This is a genomic window from Pedobacter frigiditerrae, assembly GCF_004331645.1.
GTDB classification, from domain to species: domain Bacteria; phylum Bacteroidota; class Bacteroidia; order Sphingobacteriales; family Sphingobacteriaceae; genus Pedobacter; species Pedobacter frigiditerrae.
This window is the reverse complement of record NZ_SJSK01000003.1, coordinates 1-18424: the sequence shown is the minus strand read 5'-3', so window position 1 is coordinate 18424 and position 18424 is coordinate 1. Positions and strand designations below refer to the sequence as shown.

The following is an 18424-nucleotide window of genomic DNA, read 5'->3' as shown; positions in this document are numbered from 1 at the left end:
TAATATCTAATTTTACCTATGTATTGTAGTATGTTATCTTGTTGGAATTTAGTACAAGATGTCTATTAAACATTTCAAGTTAAAAATTCGTCATGCTGAATTTATTTCAGCATCTAATTTGCAATGAAGACCCTGAAATAAATTCAGGGTGACGGGCTCTTATTATTGAACATCTAGCGCATCAACATACAAACCTTTAGTTTCTGTTGAAGTAATTCTCACCAAATAACTTCCTGCATTAATCATACTCCGAGTATTGGTGTTTAAATAATTCCACTTACCTTCTTTTGTTGGTGTAAATTCTACCAATTCAGTTTTCATCAATGTGCCGTCAGCTGATAAAAATTCAAGCTTTGCTTTAAGATTGAAATCAAATGGATTATGGTATTTAATCGTTATTGAGTAAATATCAGCAACACCGGTGTTTATTTTCCATTCTAAAACATTGCCTTCATTAGCTTTAAAAACAACTCTAGGCTTACCCATCAAATTTTCCCTAACTAAGCCCTCTCCTTTTAATGTGGCATCAGTTGCTTTATAAGTTGTTACCGATTTTAAATCGTAGGCTGGCTCTAAATTAGTTGGAGGCACAACTGCAACTGAATACATTTGAGTATTCGAAGCTTTTTGACCAAGTTTAATTTCATCATCTATGGCAAACCTTTTACGAAATACATTGAACTTTGCACCTGTGCTGTTAATTACCATGGATTTGGCATCCTCGTAATCAACTAACCAATCTAGCTTTGCTTTTTCATCAGCAATTACAAAAACATCAGCCGCTGCCGTAAGCTTAAATGATATGGCTTTACTAGTTTTATTTGATGTTTTTACATACTCTGCGCCAAATAAATTAGATGGCAGTGAGGTAAATTCGATAAATTCATCACTGTATTGTTTATCACCAATATCTAACCAGGTTGATTTTTCAATATCATTTGCGTATTCGATAATTGAATTATCTTGTGGACTAATTTTTATCTTTTCATTTGTTGTTGCTACAGCGATAGCTGAAATTAAAGCTTGCCCGACCTTAACTTGTGGAAAAGAAACAACTAATTGCCCTGCTTTGGAAAATACCTTAACCGTCTTTTTTAGCACTTTATTGGCTCCAACTTCTACCCAAATATCTAAATCTTTAATAACCGTTTTATCATTGATCGCTACATCAAATAAACGCATTCCTTTTGCATCCATTCCGCCTCCAACGCCCAACCAAGGTTCAATAAAATACAATTCCACTAAATATTCTCCATCTGCAGGAATTGGGAATTGAAATTTCAGCTGGTCTCTCCCATACCTAAAGGTTTGAAATAATTTCCAATCTGATGTTCCTTTGATAGGGTCAAACGTTCGTCGCTGACTAGCAAAAAAAGATGGAACACCTGGGAAGTTGGCCGTCCAAGATGTTGAACCATAAGCACCAATTTTGGAGTTAGCTTGTTGATCTGTAGACCAAACTTTCCCAAATTGGTCAGTATAACTTGGTCCGCCAGCATTTAAGCGATATAAATAATGATATCCTTTTGTAGGTTCGGCAATGTTTGTATTACTTACTAAACTCTTAAAATTTGGTGCTTTTGGCAAGTTGTTTAACACGATATAATCCTTTGCAACAGCCTTTCCATTTACATAACCTACAGCATAAAGCACATTATATTGGATATTTGGCTCGTCCCATTGAAAATGGCTTCCAATTCCTTTTCTTGTCCTTTTACCTAACGATTGCTGATTTACATCATTAAAAAGTTCTACTTCATCGCAATTTGAGTAAACCGTAATACTGTCTTTTATGCCAGGAGTTGACCAACGATTTGGCCAAGTATGGGAAACAATGTAAGCCATTGGTTCAGTTTGTTTTGGCGCATAATTAGCCCTGAACATATAATAAACATCAGTTGGTTCTTCCCAAGGTGTGTACATTCCCTTGTAATTTACCGGACCAACTCTATCTAAATCTCTTAAACCTTCACCACCTTGTACCCTACCAGGGTTATCATGAGAGCTATACAGCCAGAAGTAATGCCCTGCCGTTTTATCCTTTACACTTTCTGCTAGTCGAACCTTGATTTCCATTAGCTCGGTCATGTAATTTTCGGTATGCGTTGGGCTTTTAATCTGCGCGTCTGCTGAATGTAAATCTAAAGTTCTCCACGCACCGTATTCACCCACCAAAACCTGTTTTTGCAAATCATCGCCATAGGTTAAAGGATTACCCCCGTAAGTTCCAGTCCAGTTTTGAGGCACATCCCAATCGGTTCCTTTACCACCATTACAAGTAGTTACTTTACGTTGTGATGATGCCGTTGGGTCTAATTTTCTAATCAGTTCTGTGCATTCTTTTGCAAAATCTTCGGGCAATGTGCTTTCATTTTCTAAGCCCCATAAAACAACCGATGGACTGTTTCTTCTTTCTTTAACCCAGTCTGTTAATAATGATTTAAAGTTATTTCTAAATTCAGGTGTATCGTACCAAATGTGTGCAGCCATTTGCGTCCAACTTAAAACACCTAATTTATCCCAGTAGGTTTGGTAAAGCAAGTTATGTGGTTGGTGCGCATCGCGGAAAGCATTAAAACCAGCAGATTTAATTTGCATCACTCTAGAACGAATTTGCTCGTTACTAAAAGCGTGACTCTGACCAATTAAATGTTCATATTCTGCAATGCCGTTTATGAAAACTGGCTTTCCATTCAATAAAAATACTTTCTGATTTGCTTTATCGCCAATTGGCCAACTGATCCATCTTATGCCATAAGGCGTATTTAATTCGTCTACAACCTTTCCACTTTCAATAATCTTAGTTTTAATCGTATACAAATACGGATTTTCTATCGACCATAATTTGGGGTTAATCAGTTTATTTGATTGCTGATTTATAACTAATTCTTTATTGCCAGCAATCTTTTCAACTCTGTTTAATGAAGCTAAAATTTTACCAGCCGCATCTACCAACTGGTTACTGATTGTAATGCTTTTGGTACTAGCTCCGTAGTTTTTTACTGTGGTTTCAAAATTTAGCACGGCAGATTTTTCTGAAATCTGGTCATCATTCCATATGTGAACACCAAACGGTTCAATCCTAACTTCGTTGGTAACAATGAGGTGCACTGGTCTAAAAATGCCCATTGGCTGCGAGCCTTCAGAAAAACCTCTTTCTGTTGAGCAACCACCATCTACCCAAGGTAAATCTTGAATATTTGCAGGATGATCTGCTCGAACCGCCAATAAATTATCTTGGTTATTGAGTTTGATAACCGATGTCACATCAAGTGTGAAAGTTGTTCTTCCACCTGCATGATAACCAACCTTTTTACCATTTAACCAAACTGTGGCATAAGAGCCTACTCCTTCAAAATAAAGAAAAAATCGTTTCCCTGACCCGATAGCCATCGGGTTAATTTCATTTGTTTTAAAGCTTTTTCTGTACCAAGCATAACCGTGTTTATTGCCATGTAGCTTTCTTTGGTAACCTTCGTATTGGTCCCAATTGTGAGGAACATTTACTGTTTTCCAACTGGCTAATTTGTAATTACTATTTTCAAATCCATTATAAGCATTGCTATTTTTTTCATCAGCGATGCTTGACCAATTTGAATTGAGCAAAATATCTTTACGAATATTTTGGGCAAAAGCTTTTGGAATCGAGATAAGGAAAACAATAGTTAAACAAGCAGAGAAGAACCGACTTGGCTTAGCGAAAATCTTCGTCTTTTGACATCTGCGATTTTTCTGCGAGAAAAAAAAATCCTTTTTCGAAAGAACTCCACGTTTTTCTGTGAGAAAACTATTTAATGCAACTTTCATAAAGTTTTCAAATCTCCATTCAACTTATAAACTCCCCCCACTTTTGTGACAATGCTTATGGCTTGATTTTTATAACGAAGCTTACAAGTTCCTCCAACCTTAGATTTAACCTCAACATTTTCAAGTTTTCCGTTATTCCATTTTATTTTCAATTCAAATCCGCCTCTGGCACAAAGGCCTTTAATTTCTCCAAACGGAATGGCATCTGGTAAAGCAGGCAATAATTCAATATAACCTTGGTGACTTTGCACAATCATTTCGGCTATGCCAGCAGCACCACCAAAATTCCCATCTATTTGAAATGGCGGATGTGCATCAAAAAGATTAACATAAGAACCAGAAACTCCTTCACCAGCTGGTTTCAACAACATTTTAACCAAAGTCATGGCGTGATTACCATCTTTAAATCTGGCCCAATAATTAATTTTCCAAGCTAAACTCCAACCTGTAGCATCATCTCCACGATATAAAAGCGATTGTTTGGCCGCTTCCATCATCTTTGCATCTTTATCCCAAGTTACATCATCACCAGGGTAAACGCCCCATAAGTGAGAAACGTGACGGTGTTTATTTGTTGTATCATCCTTGTCTGTTAACCACTCTTGCAATTGCCCATATTTTCCAATTTGGTTAGGTGCAATTTGTTTCACCTTTGTTTGTAATGACTTACTAAAAGCATCATCAACACCTAAATTTTCAGAAGCGGAGATGCAATTGTTAAACAATGTTCTAATAATCTGATGATCCATTGTTGGCCCTGCTACTAAACCACCATTTTCTGGAGAATTAGATGGCGTACTAATTAACCAACCTGTTTTTGGGTCTTTTATTAAGAAATCCTCAAAAAATTGGGCCGACCTTTTCATTACTGGATAAGCTTCTTCCTTTAAGAATTTTTTATCTCCAGTAAACAAATAATGTTCCCACAAATGCTGACTTAACCAAGCAGCACCTGTTACCCATATACCGTGGTTTGAAGCATTAATTGGCGCCGTACCATTCCACAAATCTGTATTATGATGTAAAACCCAACCTTTTGCATGGTAATATTCCATTGCTGTTTCAGTTCCTTTAACTGATAAAGCTTTTATTTTACTAAACAAAGGCTCGTTTAAAGCAGTTAAGTTTAACATCTCCGTTGGCCAATAATTCATTTCTAAATTAATGTTGGTGGTGTATTTACTTCCCCATGGTGGAGATAATAAATCGTTCCAAATACCTTGCAAGTTTGCTGGTTGTCCGCCTGGTCTAGAGCTTGAGATTAGCAAATACCTGCCATATTGCATATACAAGGCCATAAATGCAGGGTCATTAGCTTTTGCGAACTTTACTAAACGCTCATCAGTTGGTAGTTTTGCATTTTCAGATGTTCCAAAATTAACATCGAAAGTCTTGTAATAGGTTTGATATTCTTGGATGTGAGCTTGTTTAATGGACTCAAAAGGAGACCCTAACAACCCAATTTCACGAACTGAGTTAAACAATTCGGGATTACCCGAGACATCATCGGCATTTACAAAATTAGTTCCTGCTGTTAAGTATAAAGTCACTTCATCAGCATTGATGATACTGATTTTCTGATTCACAACTTTTAGTGTACCATTTTTAACTTCAGCAGCTAAACGACTTTCTCCTCTTAGTGCCCCATCCTTAACTTGTACTGAAATAGAGATGGTATTGTTATTTACAACCTTTACTATTGAATTTAAATGTGGACTAGACAAACCTGCATCAAAACTGATAGATTTAGGTTTACTGGCGGATAAATGAATGACAACCGCTTGATTTGGCTGACTGGCAAAGTATTCCCTTTTGTAATCTACTTTGTTTAAAGTATAGGTTGTGGTTGAGATTGCTGTTGTTAAATCAAGTGTTCTCTTATAGTTTGAAACCGCTGATTTAACATTTTTGAAATACAAATTTAAATCGCCAAATGGCTGATAACTAGCTTGGTATTGAGGAGTTGCAGGCGGTTCTTCATTTTGAATTTTATACTTCCATTTTTTAATCAGTGAAACTCCATTTTCAATAGTAGAACCAACAGGATAAATCCCGATATATCTTTTTGTGTCTTTGTAACCTGCAATTCCACCTTTATCGTAATAGTTTAGAACCTGTATGGCGATGGTATTTTTCCCAGTTTTTATCAGCTTTGCTGGAATGGTATAATTTCTAGGTTCTAGGTTGTCGGTATTACCAACCAATTGACCATTGATATAGGTGAAATCTTGGTCGCGAATTCTGTTTAAATCTAACACCAAATCTTTTCCTGCCCAATTTGCAGGCACATCAAAAGTAGTTCTGAACCAAACAGCACCATCTACATTGTTTAAGCCGACTGTTTCCCAACCTTCATAAGATGGAACTTGTAGCGTTTTCCAAAGTTTATCATCGTAATTCCCTAAAGCTGGATTTCCTGTAATTCCTTTTCCAGCTTTCATTTCTGACACCCATTTTGCCTTATCTCCAGCTTCACTTCTTAAGCCCATAAATTCAGCTCCCGCTAAGGCCTCCGCTTCTTTTTGTTTACCTTCAAATAGTAGTCTTCTAATTTCTGCAAGGTATTTTGATGCTCCTTTTTTATTGTAATTTCTAGGTTTACCAGACCATAAAGTTTCTTCATTAAATTGGATATGATCTTGAGTAACACCTGCAAAAATCATTGCCCCTATTCTTCCATTACCAATTGGCAAAGCATCAGTCCATTTTTCTGCAGGTTTATTGTACCAAAGGTGATGGTCTGTTTGAGCGAATGCAATGTTGTTTAAGCCCACAAGCAAAAACAGTAAAGTAAAAATATACTTGAATGAAAATTTCATTATTTATCTCCAGAAATTATAGTTATTTCTTCCTTAACCTCAGCCTCTTTTTTGACAGAGGTTTTGGCATTTCTAAAATTGTTATTGCCTATGCTGATATTCTTTGTTTCTGCACCACTTAAACGTAAATAAGTAGTTGTTCCTACAAATGGGTTAGCATTATAAATAAAAGCATCATTCACATTTCTCAAATCTAAAATTGGTGAATTAGCTAATGGCGTATAACTTTTTACGTTATCTAAGGTTAAAAAATTCACTTTAGAAGCAATTACCCCAGCACCAATTTCTGTATTGATTTGCACATTATGGAATTCAATTCTATTTGAATTAGAAATGTTGAAACCAGATTTTGCATCTAAATTAATATCGCTAAATGTGATGTTTTCAATTGGCATTTCTTCCAATCCATTTAAATAAGCAGCCTGATTTACTTGTCCAGTTATATTACTAAAATGGATATTTCTAAATCTTGGTGTACGTTCAGAAACAGGCTCAACTGTTGTTTTTGCATATTGTAAATCTAAAACGATAGCTTGTTCCCTAATGTTTTTCATTACAATATTGCTTACTCTAATCTCCTCCACTATCCCACCTCTTCCCCTAGCAGATTTAATTCTGATACCTCTGTCAGTACCATCAAAAACACAATTAGAAATGGTGATTTTCCTCACATCACCACTCATTTCGCTGCCAATTACCACACCTCCGTGACCAGATAACATGGTACAGTTTGTAATTGTATGATTTTCTGCTGGAGTTGCCATTTTTCTACCTGGCCCATCCTTACCAGATTTAATGGTAATACAATCATCTCCTACGCTAATGTGGCAATCTGAAATGTGCACATTTTTACAAGATTCTGGATTAATACCATCCGTATTTGGCGCATTTTTATGAGGATTAAAAATAGTAACTGCATGCACTTTTACATTTTCACAGAACTCCGGGTTAACCGTCCAAAATGGCGAATTACGAATAGTAATACCTTCTATCAGAATGTTTTTACTATACATAAACTGAATAAAAGGTGGACGTAAAAATCCACGCTTCATTTGTTTGGGGTCATCTGGTAAAAGAATATCCTTGTTTAGTTCATCAAATTTCAGTTGCCATTTAGAACGAGCTTGCCCTTCTTTGTAACCCTCAACAAAATCCCACCATTTTTTACCGTGACCATCAATAAGGCCTCTTCCTTTTATAGCGATATTTTCTACTTTATAAGCATAAAAAAGTGGCGAAAAGCTAGTTACATCCACACCTTCATATCTGCTTTTTACCATTGGTAAATATTGGTCAAAATCATCACTAAAATGCAATTCAGCTCCTGCATCAATTAGGATGGTAATGTTGCTTTTTAAATGAATTGGACCCGTTAAATATTTACCTGCTGGAAAATAAATTGTACCACCACCTTTTTTTACCGCTGCATCAATAGCATTTTTGATAGCCGTTGTTGCGAGTTTGCTGCTATCGTTTTTTGCGCCGTAACTGAGCACATTATAATAGTTTTGCGCATTTGCGGATATGCTGAAGCATGTTATTAGAAGAACAATTAGAGATCTTAAGGTATATTTCATTTTTTTCTTTTTACGTTTTGTCATCCTGACGAAGGAAGGATCTCTGAGATAAATTCTTATTAAGAGATTCTTCGTGATGCTCAGAATGACAAAAGTCGTTTATTTCATTGCAACTTTAACAGGTTTCAAATCATCAGTTTTATAGAGTAATTTACCATTTACATAAATCTGAAATCCTTTTCCTTTATTGTATTTCTTACCTGTTTTATCCCAAAGTAAGGTAATGGTTTTATCGTGATATGAAATTCTATCCAACATGAACCAATCCCATTGCCCTTTCGGAATTAAGGGATAAACTTCTAAAATATTATCTTCACGAGGTTTAAAACCTATTAAATCATTAATTACTAAATCAGCAAAAGTAGAGTGGTTGTAAAAACTACTCCTCGGATTATCGCCTTTTAACCATTCGCCATTTTTCTCATCCTGATATTCACCAATGTATGGTTTGCCATTTTTGGTATGCGATTTAGCATATAATTGCAACTCATTATAAAAAACCTTTGGCGTCATTTTACCATGGTTTTTATAATTAACCAATAGGTTCGATAATCCTTTTAAAGTCTGCGAAGTTGCAAATGGCCATAAAGCGCCATCCCATTCGCAACTATGTCCTGTACCGCGAGTTCTAAATGTTGGTTCCCTTCTTTCGGCAGTTGTTAATCCCCAGGGTGATTTAAAACCAGCTGTATCTAATAGTTGGTCCCAAGCTTTAGCATAATCTGCATTATCATCAGGCAAATTAAAGTCCCAAGGAATAAAACCAATTGCCTCTCTGGCTTTTGCTAATCCGCCTTTGGCATTTCTGGTTTTAAAGAAAGAAGTAGATGCATCCCACAAACTATCTTGAACTAGCTTTTTCAATATGGCTTGTTTAGCTTGGTACTTTTGTTTTAAAGTCTCATCCTTCAACAAAGTTGAAATATTGACCAAGGCCTTTGCATTAGCATACATGTAACTGTTAATGGTTGGACGATTATTTTGGTCTTTTCTCGAACCACTTACAGATTCTTCCATTCCATCTTTTACATCGTGTTGCCAAAACAAACCATTTTTAACCTGCCTTTCTGTTTCCCATTTGGTGTAATCTGCATCCAAAGCAGGAAGAATGCCTTTCAAAAATCCAACATCAGGTTTTACCAAATAATTTTGATAAACGGCATCATCTACCCAACTGCTAAATTGATGAAAACGTTGTTTTGTTTGACCAACATCTGCTTTATACAACCAAAAATTGATGTATTCTTTTAAATAAGTATTGTTTTTCAACCACCTACCCTCATAAATATGGTGACCTAAAGCACAGCTGATGGAATTGTATTTTCCAGCGTGTTTTACAGGTTCAATAAATTCTGTGAAAATGAAACCTTCTGGCGTTTTAACCAAATGTTTTCTAAATGTCCACCAACGGTAGTAATAATTTTGCTCAATTATTGGATCTGGACAATCTAACAAAGGCACATTTACTGATAACCAATCAAATGCTTGAGCATTAGGCACAAAATTTTTAACCGCTTCTGTATCAATTTTATTAAAGTAAGTAACATACTTTTTCAATTCAGCCGTGCTTAACAATTGCTTTTGTTGCGCATAGCTTGTTACTGTTATCAAAAGCAACAACAGCGTTGATGATATTTTTTTTCTTTTACTCATTATTCAAATAGCCAATCTATGTCTCTTCCACGACCATCGAGACCTGCATTAAAAATTCTTAATTCTTGTTTATCGTCAATAAAGCCTAAAACCAAACAAGCACCTTTACTTAAATTTAAAGTATGTGTACCAGCTGCAAATGAATAAGCGTGAATATTTACTGGCGGAAACCCATTTACAATCATTCCGTTAGAAATCTTGATTTCAGATTGACCATAATTATTGGCACTAGCATCTATTTCTAGTTGTGGTGCAGGAGAATATTTAGGATTTTTCTCATTAAAGAAACCAATCAACAACTTAACAGGAGTTTTTGTAGTAAACTTAATTTCTGTTCCGGTAGTTATTTGTTGCTTTATAGAAAACTGAATTCCTTTTAGGCCAATTAACTTTTCAGTAACCTCTTTTATTTGAGAAGTAGTGTCAGAAAATACAACGGCAGATTTATTGATTATATAAGTAGGATTGCTAGAAAGTAATTGCACATCAGCATTTTGGAAAGCTACGATTGGCACAACAGGCCCTGGTTTAATCGCTTTTAAGGAATCAATACTTTTTTTGAAATGGTTTAACTCTTTGGTGTAAACCGGTAACATTTCTTTCCAAGTGATGAACGTTTTATCAACGCCACGCATTGGAATTTTGCGTTGTTTGGTTTGCATACTGTTCGCATACAAATAGTCATTTTCAGTCAATTTTACCAATTGAGCATAGTAATCCACACTCTTTTGTAGAGATGGTAAAGCTTTTTCCAAATCCTCAACTTTGTTAGAATATTTAAACCTTAAAACCCATAAGGCACTTTTAACCTTTTCTGCATAAAAATTTGCCATTGCATCATAACAATACATGTCATTTTTAAGCCTTCTAAATTCTTCTTTATCTTTTGTAACAGCAGTTGATGCCTGATTAATTGAGACCAATGCTTTTTTCCCGTGTTCTACAACTTCTTTTGCAATTTGAACTGGAGTTTCTCCAATATGTGGTTGTTTATTCCATTCTTTCTCAGCGTACTCGATAATCATTTCTCCTTCTGGCGCTTCAGATTCGTACATTAAAGTAAATAAACCATAACGGAAAGGATTAATCAATTGTGTCATTAACATCCCTAAGGTTAAAGTCTGACGGTTACCATCGGTGATACCATAACGCCTCAATAATTTAGGGGAAATCTCTCCGGCTTCTTCATAAGCATTCAAAATTGCTTTTCCAGCACTTAGGTTTGCACCATATTTATGGGCTAACTGATTACCCCAATAATTGATTTCATCGTTTCTATTTCGATTAGCATTCCAAGCATATCTTGCCCATTCTTTGTACCAAATCCAGTCTCTATCAACTTGTAATTGTCTTTGGGTAATTTTATCCGCTGTAAAAGGCCAATCCCAGTAACCAGATTGAGGGTATAAATGCAAGCCTTTTGCCCCATAAATTTTATCCATTGCCTGTACCGATTTCTGGATGAAATCTGCCGAACCATATCTAAAAGGTTCCAAATTAGCTAGAATGTGTACGTTAGAAATATTCATTGTACCAATCCTGCTCAAGGTTCTATTTAACTCTGCCCAAGCACCTCTTGGCCCATAAGTGGTTAAAGCTTCTCCATTGAATTTATTCTCAGTATATAAGTTCTTGTAAATTGGTAAAGCAGCTTTCATCACCGCTGGCGCATCTGTATCGTGGGCACGTAAAACGATTGGAGGCTCTTCTTTAATTCCAGCTGCTTTTAAACCATCTTTAACACCTGGAATTATGGTTTTAGTAAACCAATCAATATCATCCTGTCCAACACCTTCCATTGCTTCTCCTAAAGCCACCATTATACCTACATTAGGATATTTCTGAACAAATGCAGCAATGGATTTCTGTGTATAATCGGCAATTAATGGAATGATGGGGCGATTTCTATCTTGAGTTTTTAAGTTATGTTTTTCTGCAAAAGGTTTTGGAATGATGATGTTATAAAACATCTGAATTACCCAAATCCCTCTTTTATCCGCTTCTGCAGTTAAAAAACGAAACATTTCCTCATTCTTTTTAAAGGTCGCTTCATCAACTTCTAGAGCATAAGGGTAATCTTTTAACTTCACTAACGAAGAAAAAGGGTGACCATTCCATAAATACAATGAGTTGAAACGATTATCAACCATCATATCTAAATACTTTGTCCATAAAGCTTTATCGTAAAACCAAGGAAAACTTTCCGGAGTGTATGGATATTCGTAAACATCTCTTCCCGGTAAATAATCTGGCTTTTGCAAACCTATACAAGTGCCCCTCAATACCATTTGTGGGTGGTCCGTTATAGCCAATTGAGCTGGTATTTTTCCGCCAGATGCAATTTTCTCACTTAAATCTACGCAACCATATAAAGTTCCAGAGTTATCTGCGCCTATAATATATAATGTACCATCTTTATCATACGAAGTTAAAAAACCTTCTTTACCTGCTTTTAACGATTTGTTTTTCAGAGAAATAGGAAATAATTCACCAAATATTTTTTCATTAAATGTCCCAACAACAATAGCATTTTTATGCTTAAGAAACTTTTCCCTATAATTAATTACAGTTAATGTTACATCATAACCTGATTTTTCTAAGGTAACAATCAAACGTTCAACACCAAAAAGCACTCTCTGTCCACTTTGTGAAGAAATATAAATAGTTTTAGATTCTTTAGGCAGTTTTGCTGCTTCAGAAATTATTGGAGCTAAAAATAAAAGGGAAAAGGAGATTAGAAAATTTCTCATTCAATTTGGTTCAAGCGCTTAAACTTTATAAGTTTAAACTATATTTGGTTCAACAATATTGTTTAAATATAAAAACAACATTCAAATATAAGTAAATCAATATTTTGTTTAATGTAATATTTCTGCAAGTTAATGTAGCATATTAGCATTTGGATTTTGCAATTTCAGAAAAACTTTAATTAAAGATTAGATTAATTATTCCGACAATTACGATGATAGTTAAAACGCCGACAAAACAGTTGCTATAATCTTCAACATCGAATAAATCATAACGTTTCATTTTCTTAGGTTGATATTTTAACCCAAGAAGAAAACAAAAAATCTGTTTAACCCATTTTCCAAGATTTGCTAATAATAATCTACCTATTACATAAATAATTATTTCACCCAAAAAAGCCATGATAAATCTCAACTTATACCCTTTAATAAATATGCCAATATAACATGATACTTAGGCAATAAAATACAATTATAAATATCCTTTTACTGTTTTATTTGTAAACTTGGATAAGTTATAGCCAGATATAATTTATTAGCTAGTTTTGCTACTAAATATATCTTTCGAATATACAGGTTTTAAAGATTTGCAAGCATTAACGATAGAAGCGGCATCCCCCGATTTTTCATCAGGGATATAGTCCCGAAACTTCGGGATTAAAACGCCCAAATCCTTAGACCTTATTGATTTTAGAATATTAAAAACTAAATATAAATATGTTTTCATTACAAGGAAAAAAAGCGGTTGTTACCGGAGGTGGAAGTGGAATTGGAAAAGCAATTGCAACTATATTAGCTAAACAAGGTGCTGAAGTGCACATTATAGAATTGGGTATTGAACAGGCTTCGGCTTCGCTAGCAGAAATTAAAAATGATGGTGGAAAAGCTTTCAGTTATGCTTGTGATGTAGCTAATCACCAAGCGGTTGTTGATGCCTTTAAAACAATTGGAAAAATTGACATCTTGATAAATAATGCAGGTATTGCACACGTAGGAAAAGTAGACACCACATCAGAAATTGATTTTGACAGGGTGATGAATGTAAATGTAAAAGGTGTTTACAATTGTTTACACGCTGTTATTCCTCAACTTCGTTTAGCTGGTGGAGGTGTGATTATCAATATGGCATCGATAGCTGCGCTAATAGGCTTGCCAGACCGTTTTGCCTATAGCGCGGCAAAAGGGGCTGTAAAAGCAATGACAATGAGTATAGCAAAAGATTACATCAATGAAAACATCAGATGTAATTCAATTTCGCCAGCAAGGGTTCACACACCTTTTGTTGATGGATTTTTGCAGAAAAATTATCCTGATAATATCCCTGAAATGTTCGAAAAATTATCAAAATCACAACCAATTGGCAGAATGGGTAAACCTGAAGAAGTTGGTGCTTTAGCCTTATTTCTTTGTAGCGATGAAGCAGCCTTCATTACTGGATGCGATTACCCAATTGATGGTGGATTTACGACTTTAAATAATTAAATTATACAAAATTTTACAGAATGAAATTAATAAGATTTGGCGAAGCTGGAGCTGAAAAACCAGGAGTAATTATAGACGAGAAATATTATGATGTATCTAGTTTAGTAAGTGATTATGACGAAAACTTTTTCGCTGGTGATGCCATTACAAAACTAGCTGAGGCAATAAAAACTGCCGATTTACCAGAGGTTGATAAAAGCGTAAGATTAGGTGCTGCTTTAGCTCGCCCTTCTAAAATAATTTGCGTTGGTTTAAACTACAAGGACCATGCAGCAGAAACAAATGCACCAATTCCAACTGAACCTATTTTATTTTTTAAGGCAACTACTGCTATTGTTGGCCCGAATGATGATTTAGAAATCCCTAAAAACAGTGTAAAAACTGATTGGGAAGTTGAATTAGCAATTGTGATTGGTAAAAAAGCTAAATATGTTTCAGAGGCTGATGCTTACGACCACATTGCTGGATATGTTTTACACAACGATTATAGCGAACGTGAATTTCAATTAGAAAGAAACGGACAATGGGTAAAAGGTAAAAGTGCAGATACTTTCGCCCCTATCGGGCCATTTATTGCAACACCTGATGAAATTGCAGATGTGCATAATCTTCGCCTTTGGTTAACCGTGAATGGAAAAACATTGCAAAATGGAAATACAAGCAACTTGATTTTCAATGTTCCTTTTATGATTTCTTACATCAGTCAGTTCATGACTTTATTGCCAGGAGATGTGATTACAACAGGAACACCAGCTGGAGTTGGATTAGGTCAGAAACCTACACCTTGGTATTTAAAACCTGGCGATGTTGTTGAGCTTGGAATTGATGACTTGGGAAGTAGTAAGCAAAACGTAAAAGCGTATCAATAAACTTTTAATTATTTTTTTGTATTTTAACGAGCCAATCTAAAATCGTAAATCAAAAATTAAATCATGGATAGATACTGTTTTACCCTCGACCTTAAAGAAGACAAAAAATTAATTGAAACTTACAAGCAGTACCACCGTTCTGTTTGGCCAGAAGTGAAGGATAGTTTAAAAGATGTCGGGGTTATAAACTTGGAAATCTATTTATTGGAGAATCGACTTTTCATGATCATGGAAGTCGATGATGATTTTACTTTCGAACAAAAAAGGAAAGCCGATTTGGCAAACTCAAAAGTACAAGAATGGGAAAAATTGATGTGGAATTTTCAGCAAGCATTACCTTGGGCAAAAGCAGGAGAGAAATGGGTAATGATGGACCAAATATTTGAGTTGTAAATGATTGATAGTCACGTTCATTTTTGGAATTTTGACCCAATTAGAGATAATTGGGTAACTGAAGAAATGGGCATGATCAGAAATGATTTTATGCCAAAAGATATTTTAAAAACTTATAGTGAAGTAGGAATAACTGGTTGTGTTGCCGTACAAGCTAACCAAAGTGAAACTGAAACGGAATTTTTACTTGATTTAGCTAAACATCACTCAATTATTAAAGGCATTGTTGGTTGGACAGACTTAAAAGCCGACAACTTGGCCGAAAGGTTAAATCATTGGAAACAGTTTCCACTAATTAAAGGTTGGCGACACGTTTTGCAGGCAGAGCAAGATGACTTTATTTTGGATGACAAATTTGCAAAAGGTGTAAAAACCTTAAATGAATTTGGTTATAGTTATGATTTGTTGTGTTACCATACGCAGTTAAATGCCATCAATAAACTAGTAGATAAATTACCTAACCAACTTTTAGTTTTAGACCATTGTGGTAAACCAGATGTAAAAACTCAAGACTTAAAAGCTTGGGATGAAAACATTAAAGCTTTAGCTCAGAACCCAAATGTATATTGTAAAATCTCAGGCTTACTAACAGAAGCCGATTGGTATAATTGGACAGAAACTGAGATTTTTAATTGTTTTGATGTGATATTTAAACACTTCGGAACCAATAGAATAATGTATGGAAGCGATTGGCCTGTTGTTTTAGTGAGCCGACCTTATACACATTGGTTTAATTTGGTTAAAAAATATGTTTCGCAATTTACTGATGATAAAAAAATGAAAGTTTTTTCAGGCAATGCAAAACGGTTTTACAATATATAAATTAGGTCGTCACTCTTAATTTATTTCAGGGTCTTTCCTTCAAGCCAGATGCTGAAATAAACAGCGAAGCTCTCTTGAAGGAAAAAATCAATAAAAGCTCCTGAAAAATTCAGGGTGACGCAAACTGAAAAGCAGAATAGAGCAGGATGGAAAATAAAATATAAAACATTAGTTTTCCCTTTTTAAAATTAGGTCTGAAAAAGACAACCAAATAAAAATGAGTAAAAAAATCACTTTCCCTTATCATTCACAATACCCATCAGTAGCAGATTTAAGACGTAAAGCAAAATCTAGAATTCCCAAATTCGCTTTCGATTATTTAGAAGGCGGTTGTAACGAGGGACTTAATCTAGCACGTAACGAAAGTGATTTCGATAATATTCTTCTAAAACCTAACTATCTACGTGTTGGTGGAGAAATAGATATGTCTGTAGAATTATTCGGACGTAAATACAGCGCTCCGTTTGGCGTATCTCCTATTGGTTTACAAGGTTTAATGTGGCCAAATGCGCCAGAAATTTTAGCTAAAGCAGCCGCTAAACACGATATCCCTTACACCTTAAGTACCGTTTCTACAAGTAGCATTGAGCGAATTGCTGAAGTATCTGAGGGAAAAGCATGGTTTCAATTATATCATCCTACAGAAAACAGTTTAAGGGATGATATTTTAAATCGCTTGAAAGCAGTTGAATGCCCAGTTTTAGTTGTTTTAGTAGATGTACCTGCATTTGGATTAAGATATAAGGAAATCAAAAGCGGATTATCTATACCACCTAAAATGTCGATTAACAATATATTGCAAGCTTTTGCTCGTCCGTTATGGGGCATTAAAACCTTGCAGCACGGCATTCCATCTTTTGCAACCTTAAAACCTTACATGGAAAAAGGTTTAGATATGTCGCAGTTGGGGCAATTCATGAACAAAACTTTTACTGGCAAGGTAGACATTGAAAAGGTTCAAGCAATCCGTGATATTTGGAAAGGTCCATTAGTACTAAAAGGAATTGCAACAGATGAAGATATGCAAGCAGCTATACAAATCGGTGTAGATGGTGTTATTGTATCTAATCACGGTGGGAGACAAATTGATGCAGGTGAATCTTCAATTAATTCACTGATTAAATTAGCTAGCAATCCAGCTTATAAGTCTAAACTAAAAATAATGCTAGACGGAGGTATTCGCTCTGGAGTTGATTTAGCAAGGGCACACGCAGTTGGTTCTGAATTTAACTTTATGGGTAGACCTTTCATGTATGGAGTTGGCGCATTAGGCAACGAAGGCGGAGAACACACCATCAACATGTTTAAAACGCATTTATATCAAATCATGCAGCAGTTAACAATTGAGAATATTTCTCAGTTTCCTGAGCGCTTATTAAATCCATAAAATAGAATTCCTTGGTTGGGTGTCTCACCAAGCATAAAAAGCCTTAGCATAATTGTTAAGGCTTTTTTTGTTTAGAAAAAGAGTGTCAGCTTTTTATCGCATATGCAGTCCTGCTTTCAGCTTTAGTCTTTTCGCTTTCAGCTCAAGACCTATCGCTTCAATCAGGTTTATTTAACAAAGCTGGCAGTTCTTGGCATCTGCTAGGCACAAACCCCTAATAGTAGCACAAACCTGCGCAAAACAAACCCCTGGCTACCGGCAGGCAGGCGATAGCAGAGAAACCGAAATTCTAAAAGAATTTTTGTTGAAACGGATAGCGGGACTACCGCTTAAATGGAAAAGAAAACTGCTTTACCTTTAAAATTCTACCGGATAGTCCTTCGGTAAAATCCCCTCCTCCGTCATTCCCGTAGCCTGTCCCGACTTCTCCTATGTTTGTTATCATCTAATAAAAGGAATATATTAGGTATGATACTTAAGTGAAGAAGAGTGAGAGCTGACCGACTTCTAAACAACCCACGGGTATGTTCGTCCGAAGATATTGCCTCACTCTTTTTTACCTTTTAGARTCTGAACAGAATGTAAGGCATATCGTTCAACGTTATAGCCAGGATATCCAGCAGGAGAAAAGACGAGGGAAGGTCACTCACTTGGGTTCAATTAAAACTCAAAGACTATGACGGTAAAACAGGCGGTGGGCATTGACGTGGCCAAAAAAGAACTGGTGGTGTCCATTGGGCGAATGAGCCATGACACGGGCGTAGATATATACGCCCACAAGACATTTTCCAATCACGCCAGGGGCTTCATGGATCTTGTGGCATGGGTGGATAGGATGACAATGAGGGGCGTTCAGACCAGGTATGTG

Annotated in this window: 11 protein-coding genes; 6 read left to right on the top strand and 5 right to left on the bottom strand. The window is 35.6% G+C overall.

The features are described 5' to 3' along the window. Positions 1–162: 162 nt before the first annotated feature. The 5 genes from EZ428_RS11955 to EZ428_RS11935 all read right to left on the bottom strand — a co-directional run bounded on the left by EZ428_RS11955 (position 163) and on the right by EZ428_RS11935 (position 12606). Positions 163–3807 (bottom strand): malectin domain-containing carbohydrate-binding protein, encoded by a 3645-nt coding sequence (locus EZ428_RS11955; protein WP_131553411.1) that lies wholly within the window; start codon positions 3805–3807, stop codon positions 163–165. After that, complete coding sequence (locus EZ428_RS11950) at positions 3804–6626, bottom strand: glycoside hydrolase family 95 protein (RefSeq protein ID WP_131553410.1); 2823 nt, start codon at positions 6624–6626, stop codon at positions 3804–3806. Before EZ428_RS11950 ends, EZ428_RS11955 begins: the two co-directional genes overlap by 4 nt. Continuing rightward, complete coding sequence (locus EZ428_RS11945; RefSeq protein ID WP_225871047.1) at positions 6626–8203, bottom strand: glycoside hydrolase family 28 protein; 1578 nt, start codon at positions 8201–8203, stop codon at positions 6626–6628. The genes EZ428_RS11950 and EZ428_RS11945 overlap by 1 nt, the downstream gene beginning before the upstream one ends. Before the next feature lie 99 nt (positions 8204–8302). After that, on the bottom strand, positions 8303–9856 hold the full coding sequence (locus EZ428_RS11940; protein ID WP_225871046.1) for an MGH1-like glycoside hydrolase domain-containing protein: 1554 nt from the start codon (positions 9854–9856) through the stop codon (positions 8303–8305). Then, positions 9856–12606, bottom strand: a complete 2751-nt coding sequence (locus EZ428_RS11935) for an alpha-d-galacturonidase (protein ID WP_131553407.1) — start codon at positions 12604–12606, stop codon at positions 9856–9858. Before EZ428_RS11935 ends, EZ428_RS11940 begins: the two co-directional genes overlap by 1 nt. Positions 12607–13320: 714 nt before the next feature. Between EZ428_RS11935 and EZ428_RS11930 the strand changes: the two genes are divergently transcribed. From EZ428_RS11930 to EZ428_RS24105, 6 genes are all read left to right on the top strand, one after another. Next, the gene (locus EZ428_RS11930) at positions 13321–14085 is read left to right on the top strand and encodes an SDR family NAD(P)-dependent oxidoreductase (RefSeq protein ID WP_131553406.1); all 765 of its coding nucleotides are present in this window, start codon (positions 13321–13323) and stop codon (positions 14083–14085) included. Positions 14086–14105: 20 nt separating this feature from the next. Then, the gene (locus tag EZ428_RS11925; RefSeq protein WP_131553405.1) at positions 14106–14954 is read left to right on the top strand and encodes a fumarylacetoacetate hydrolase family protein; all 849 of its coding nucleotides are present in this window, start codon (positions 14106–14108) and stop codon (positions 14952–14954) included. Positions 14955–15017: 63 nt separating this feature from the next. Next, positions 15018–15347, top strand: a complete 330-nt coding sequence (locus EZ428_RS11920) for an L-rhamnose mutarotase (RefSeq protein WP_131553404.1) — start codon at positions 15018–15020, stop codon at positions 15345–15347. Continuing rightward, positions 15348–16169, top strand: a complete 822-nt coding sequence (locus EZ428_RS11915; protein ID WP_131553403.1) for an amidohydrolase family protein — start codon at positions 15348–15350, stop codon at positions 16167–16169. It begins immediately after the preceding gene. Between the two features lie 217 nt (positions 16170–16386). Then, positions 16387–17556, top strand: coding sequence for an alpha-hydroxy acid oxidase (locus tag EZ428_RS11910; protein WP_131553402.1), 1170 nt, complete (start codon positions 16387–16389; stop codon positions 17554–17556). A 676-nt stretch (positions 17557–18232) separates the two neighbouring features. Beyond that, a partial coding sequence (locus EZ428_RS24105) for a hypothetical protein (RefSeq protein WP_449415928.1) occupies positions 18233–18424 on the top strand: 192 nt, incomplete at its 3' end.

Excerpts from the sequence above, each read along its gene's own strand:
- EZ428_RS11955 (WP_131553411.1), bottom strand. The coding sequence starts at position 3,807 with ATGAAAGTTGCATTAAATAGTTTTCTCACAGAAAAACGTGGAGTTCTT.
- EZ428_RS11950 (WP_131553410.1), bottom strand. The coding sequence starts at position 6,626 with ATGAAATTTTCATTCAAGTATATTTTTACTTTACTGTTTTTGCTTGTG.
- EZ428_RS11945 (WP_225871047.1), bottom strand. The coding sequence starts at position 8,203 with ATGAAATATACCTTAAGATCTCTAATTGTTCTTCTAATAACATGCTTC.
- EZ428_RS11940 (WP_225871046.1), bottom strand. The coding sequence starts at position 9,856 with ATGAGTAAAAGAAAAAAAATATCATCAACGCTGTTGTTGCTTTTGATA.
- EZ428_RS11935 (WP_131553407.1), bottom strand. The coding sequence starts at position 12,606 with ATGAGAAATTTTCTAATCTCCTTTTCCCTTTTATTTTTAGCTCCAATA.
- EZ428_RS11930 (WP_131553406.1), top strand. The coding sequence starts at position 13,321 with ATGTTTTCATTACAAGGAAAAAAAGCGGTTGTTACCGGAGGTGGAAGT.
- EZ428_RS11925 (WP_131553405.1), top strand. The coding sequence starts at position 14,106 with ATGAAATTAATAAGATTTGGCGAAGCTGGAGCTGAAAAACCAGGAGTA.
- EZ428_RS11920 (WP_131553404.1), top strand. The coding sequence starts at position 15,018 with ATGGATAGATACTGTTTTACCCTCGACCTTAAAGAAGACAAAAAATTA.
- EZ428_RS11915 (WP_131553403.1), top strand. The coding sequence starts at position 15,348 with ATGATTGATAGTCACGTTCATTTTTGGAATTTTGACCCAATTAGAGAT.
- EZ428_RS11910 (WP_131553402.1), top strand. The coding sequence starts at position 16,387 with ATGAGTAAAAAAATCACTTTCCCTTATCATTCACAATACCCATCAGTA.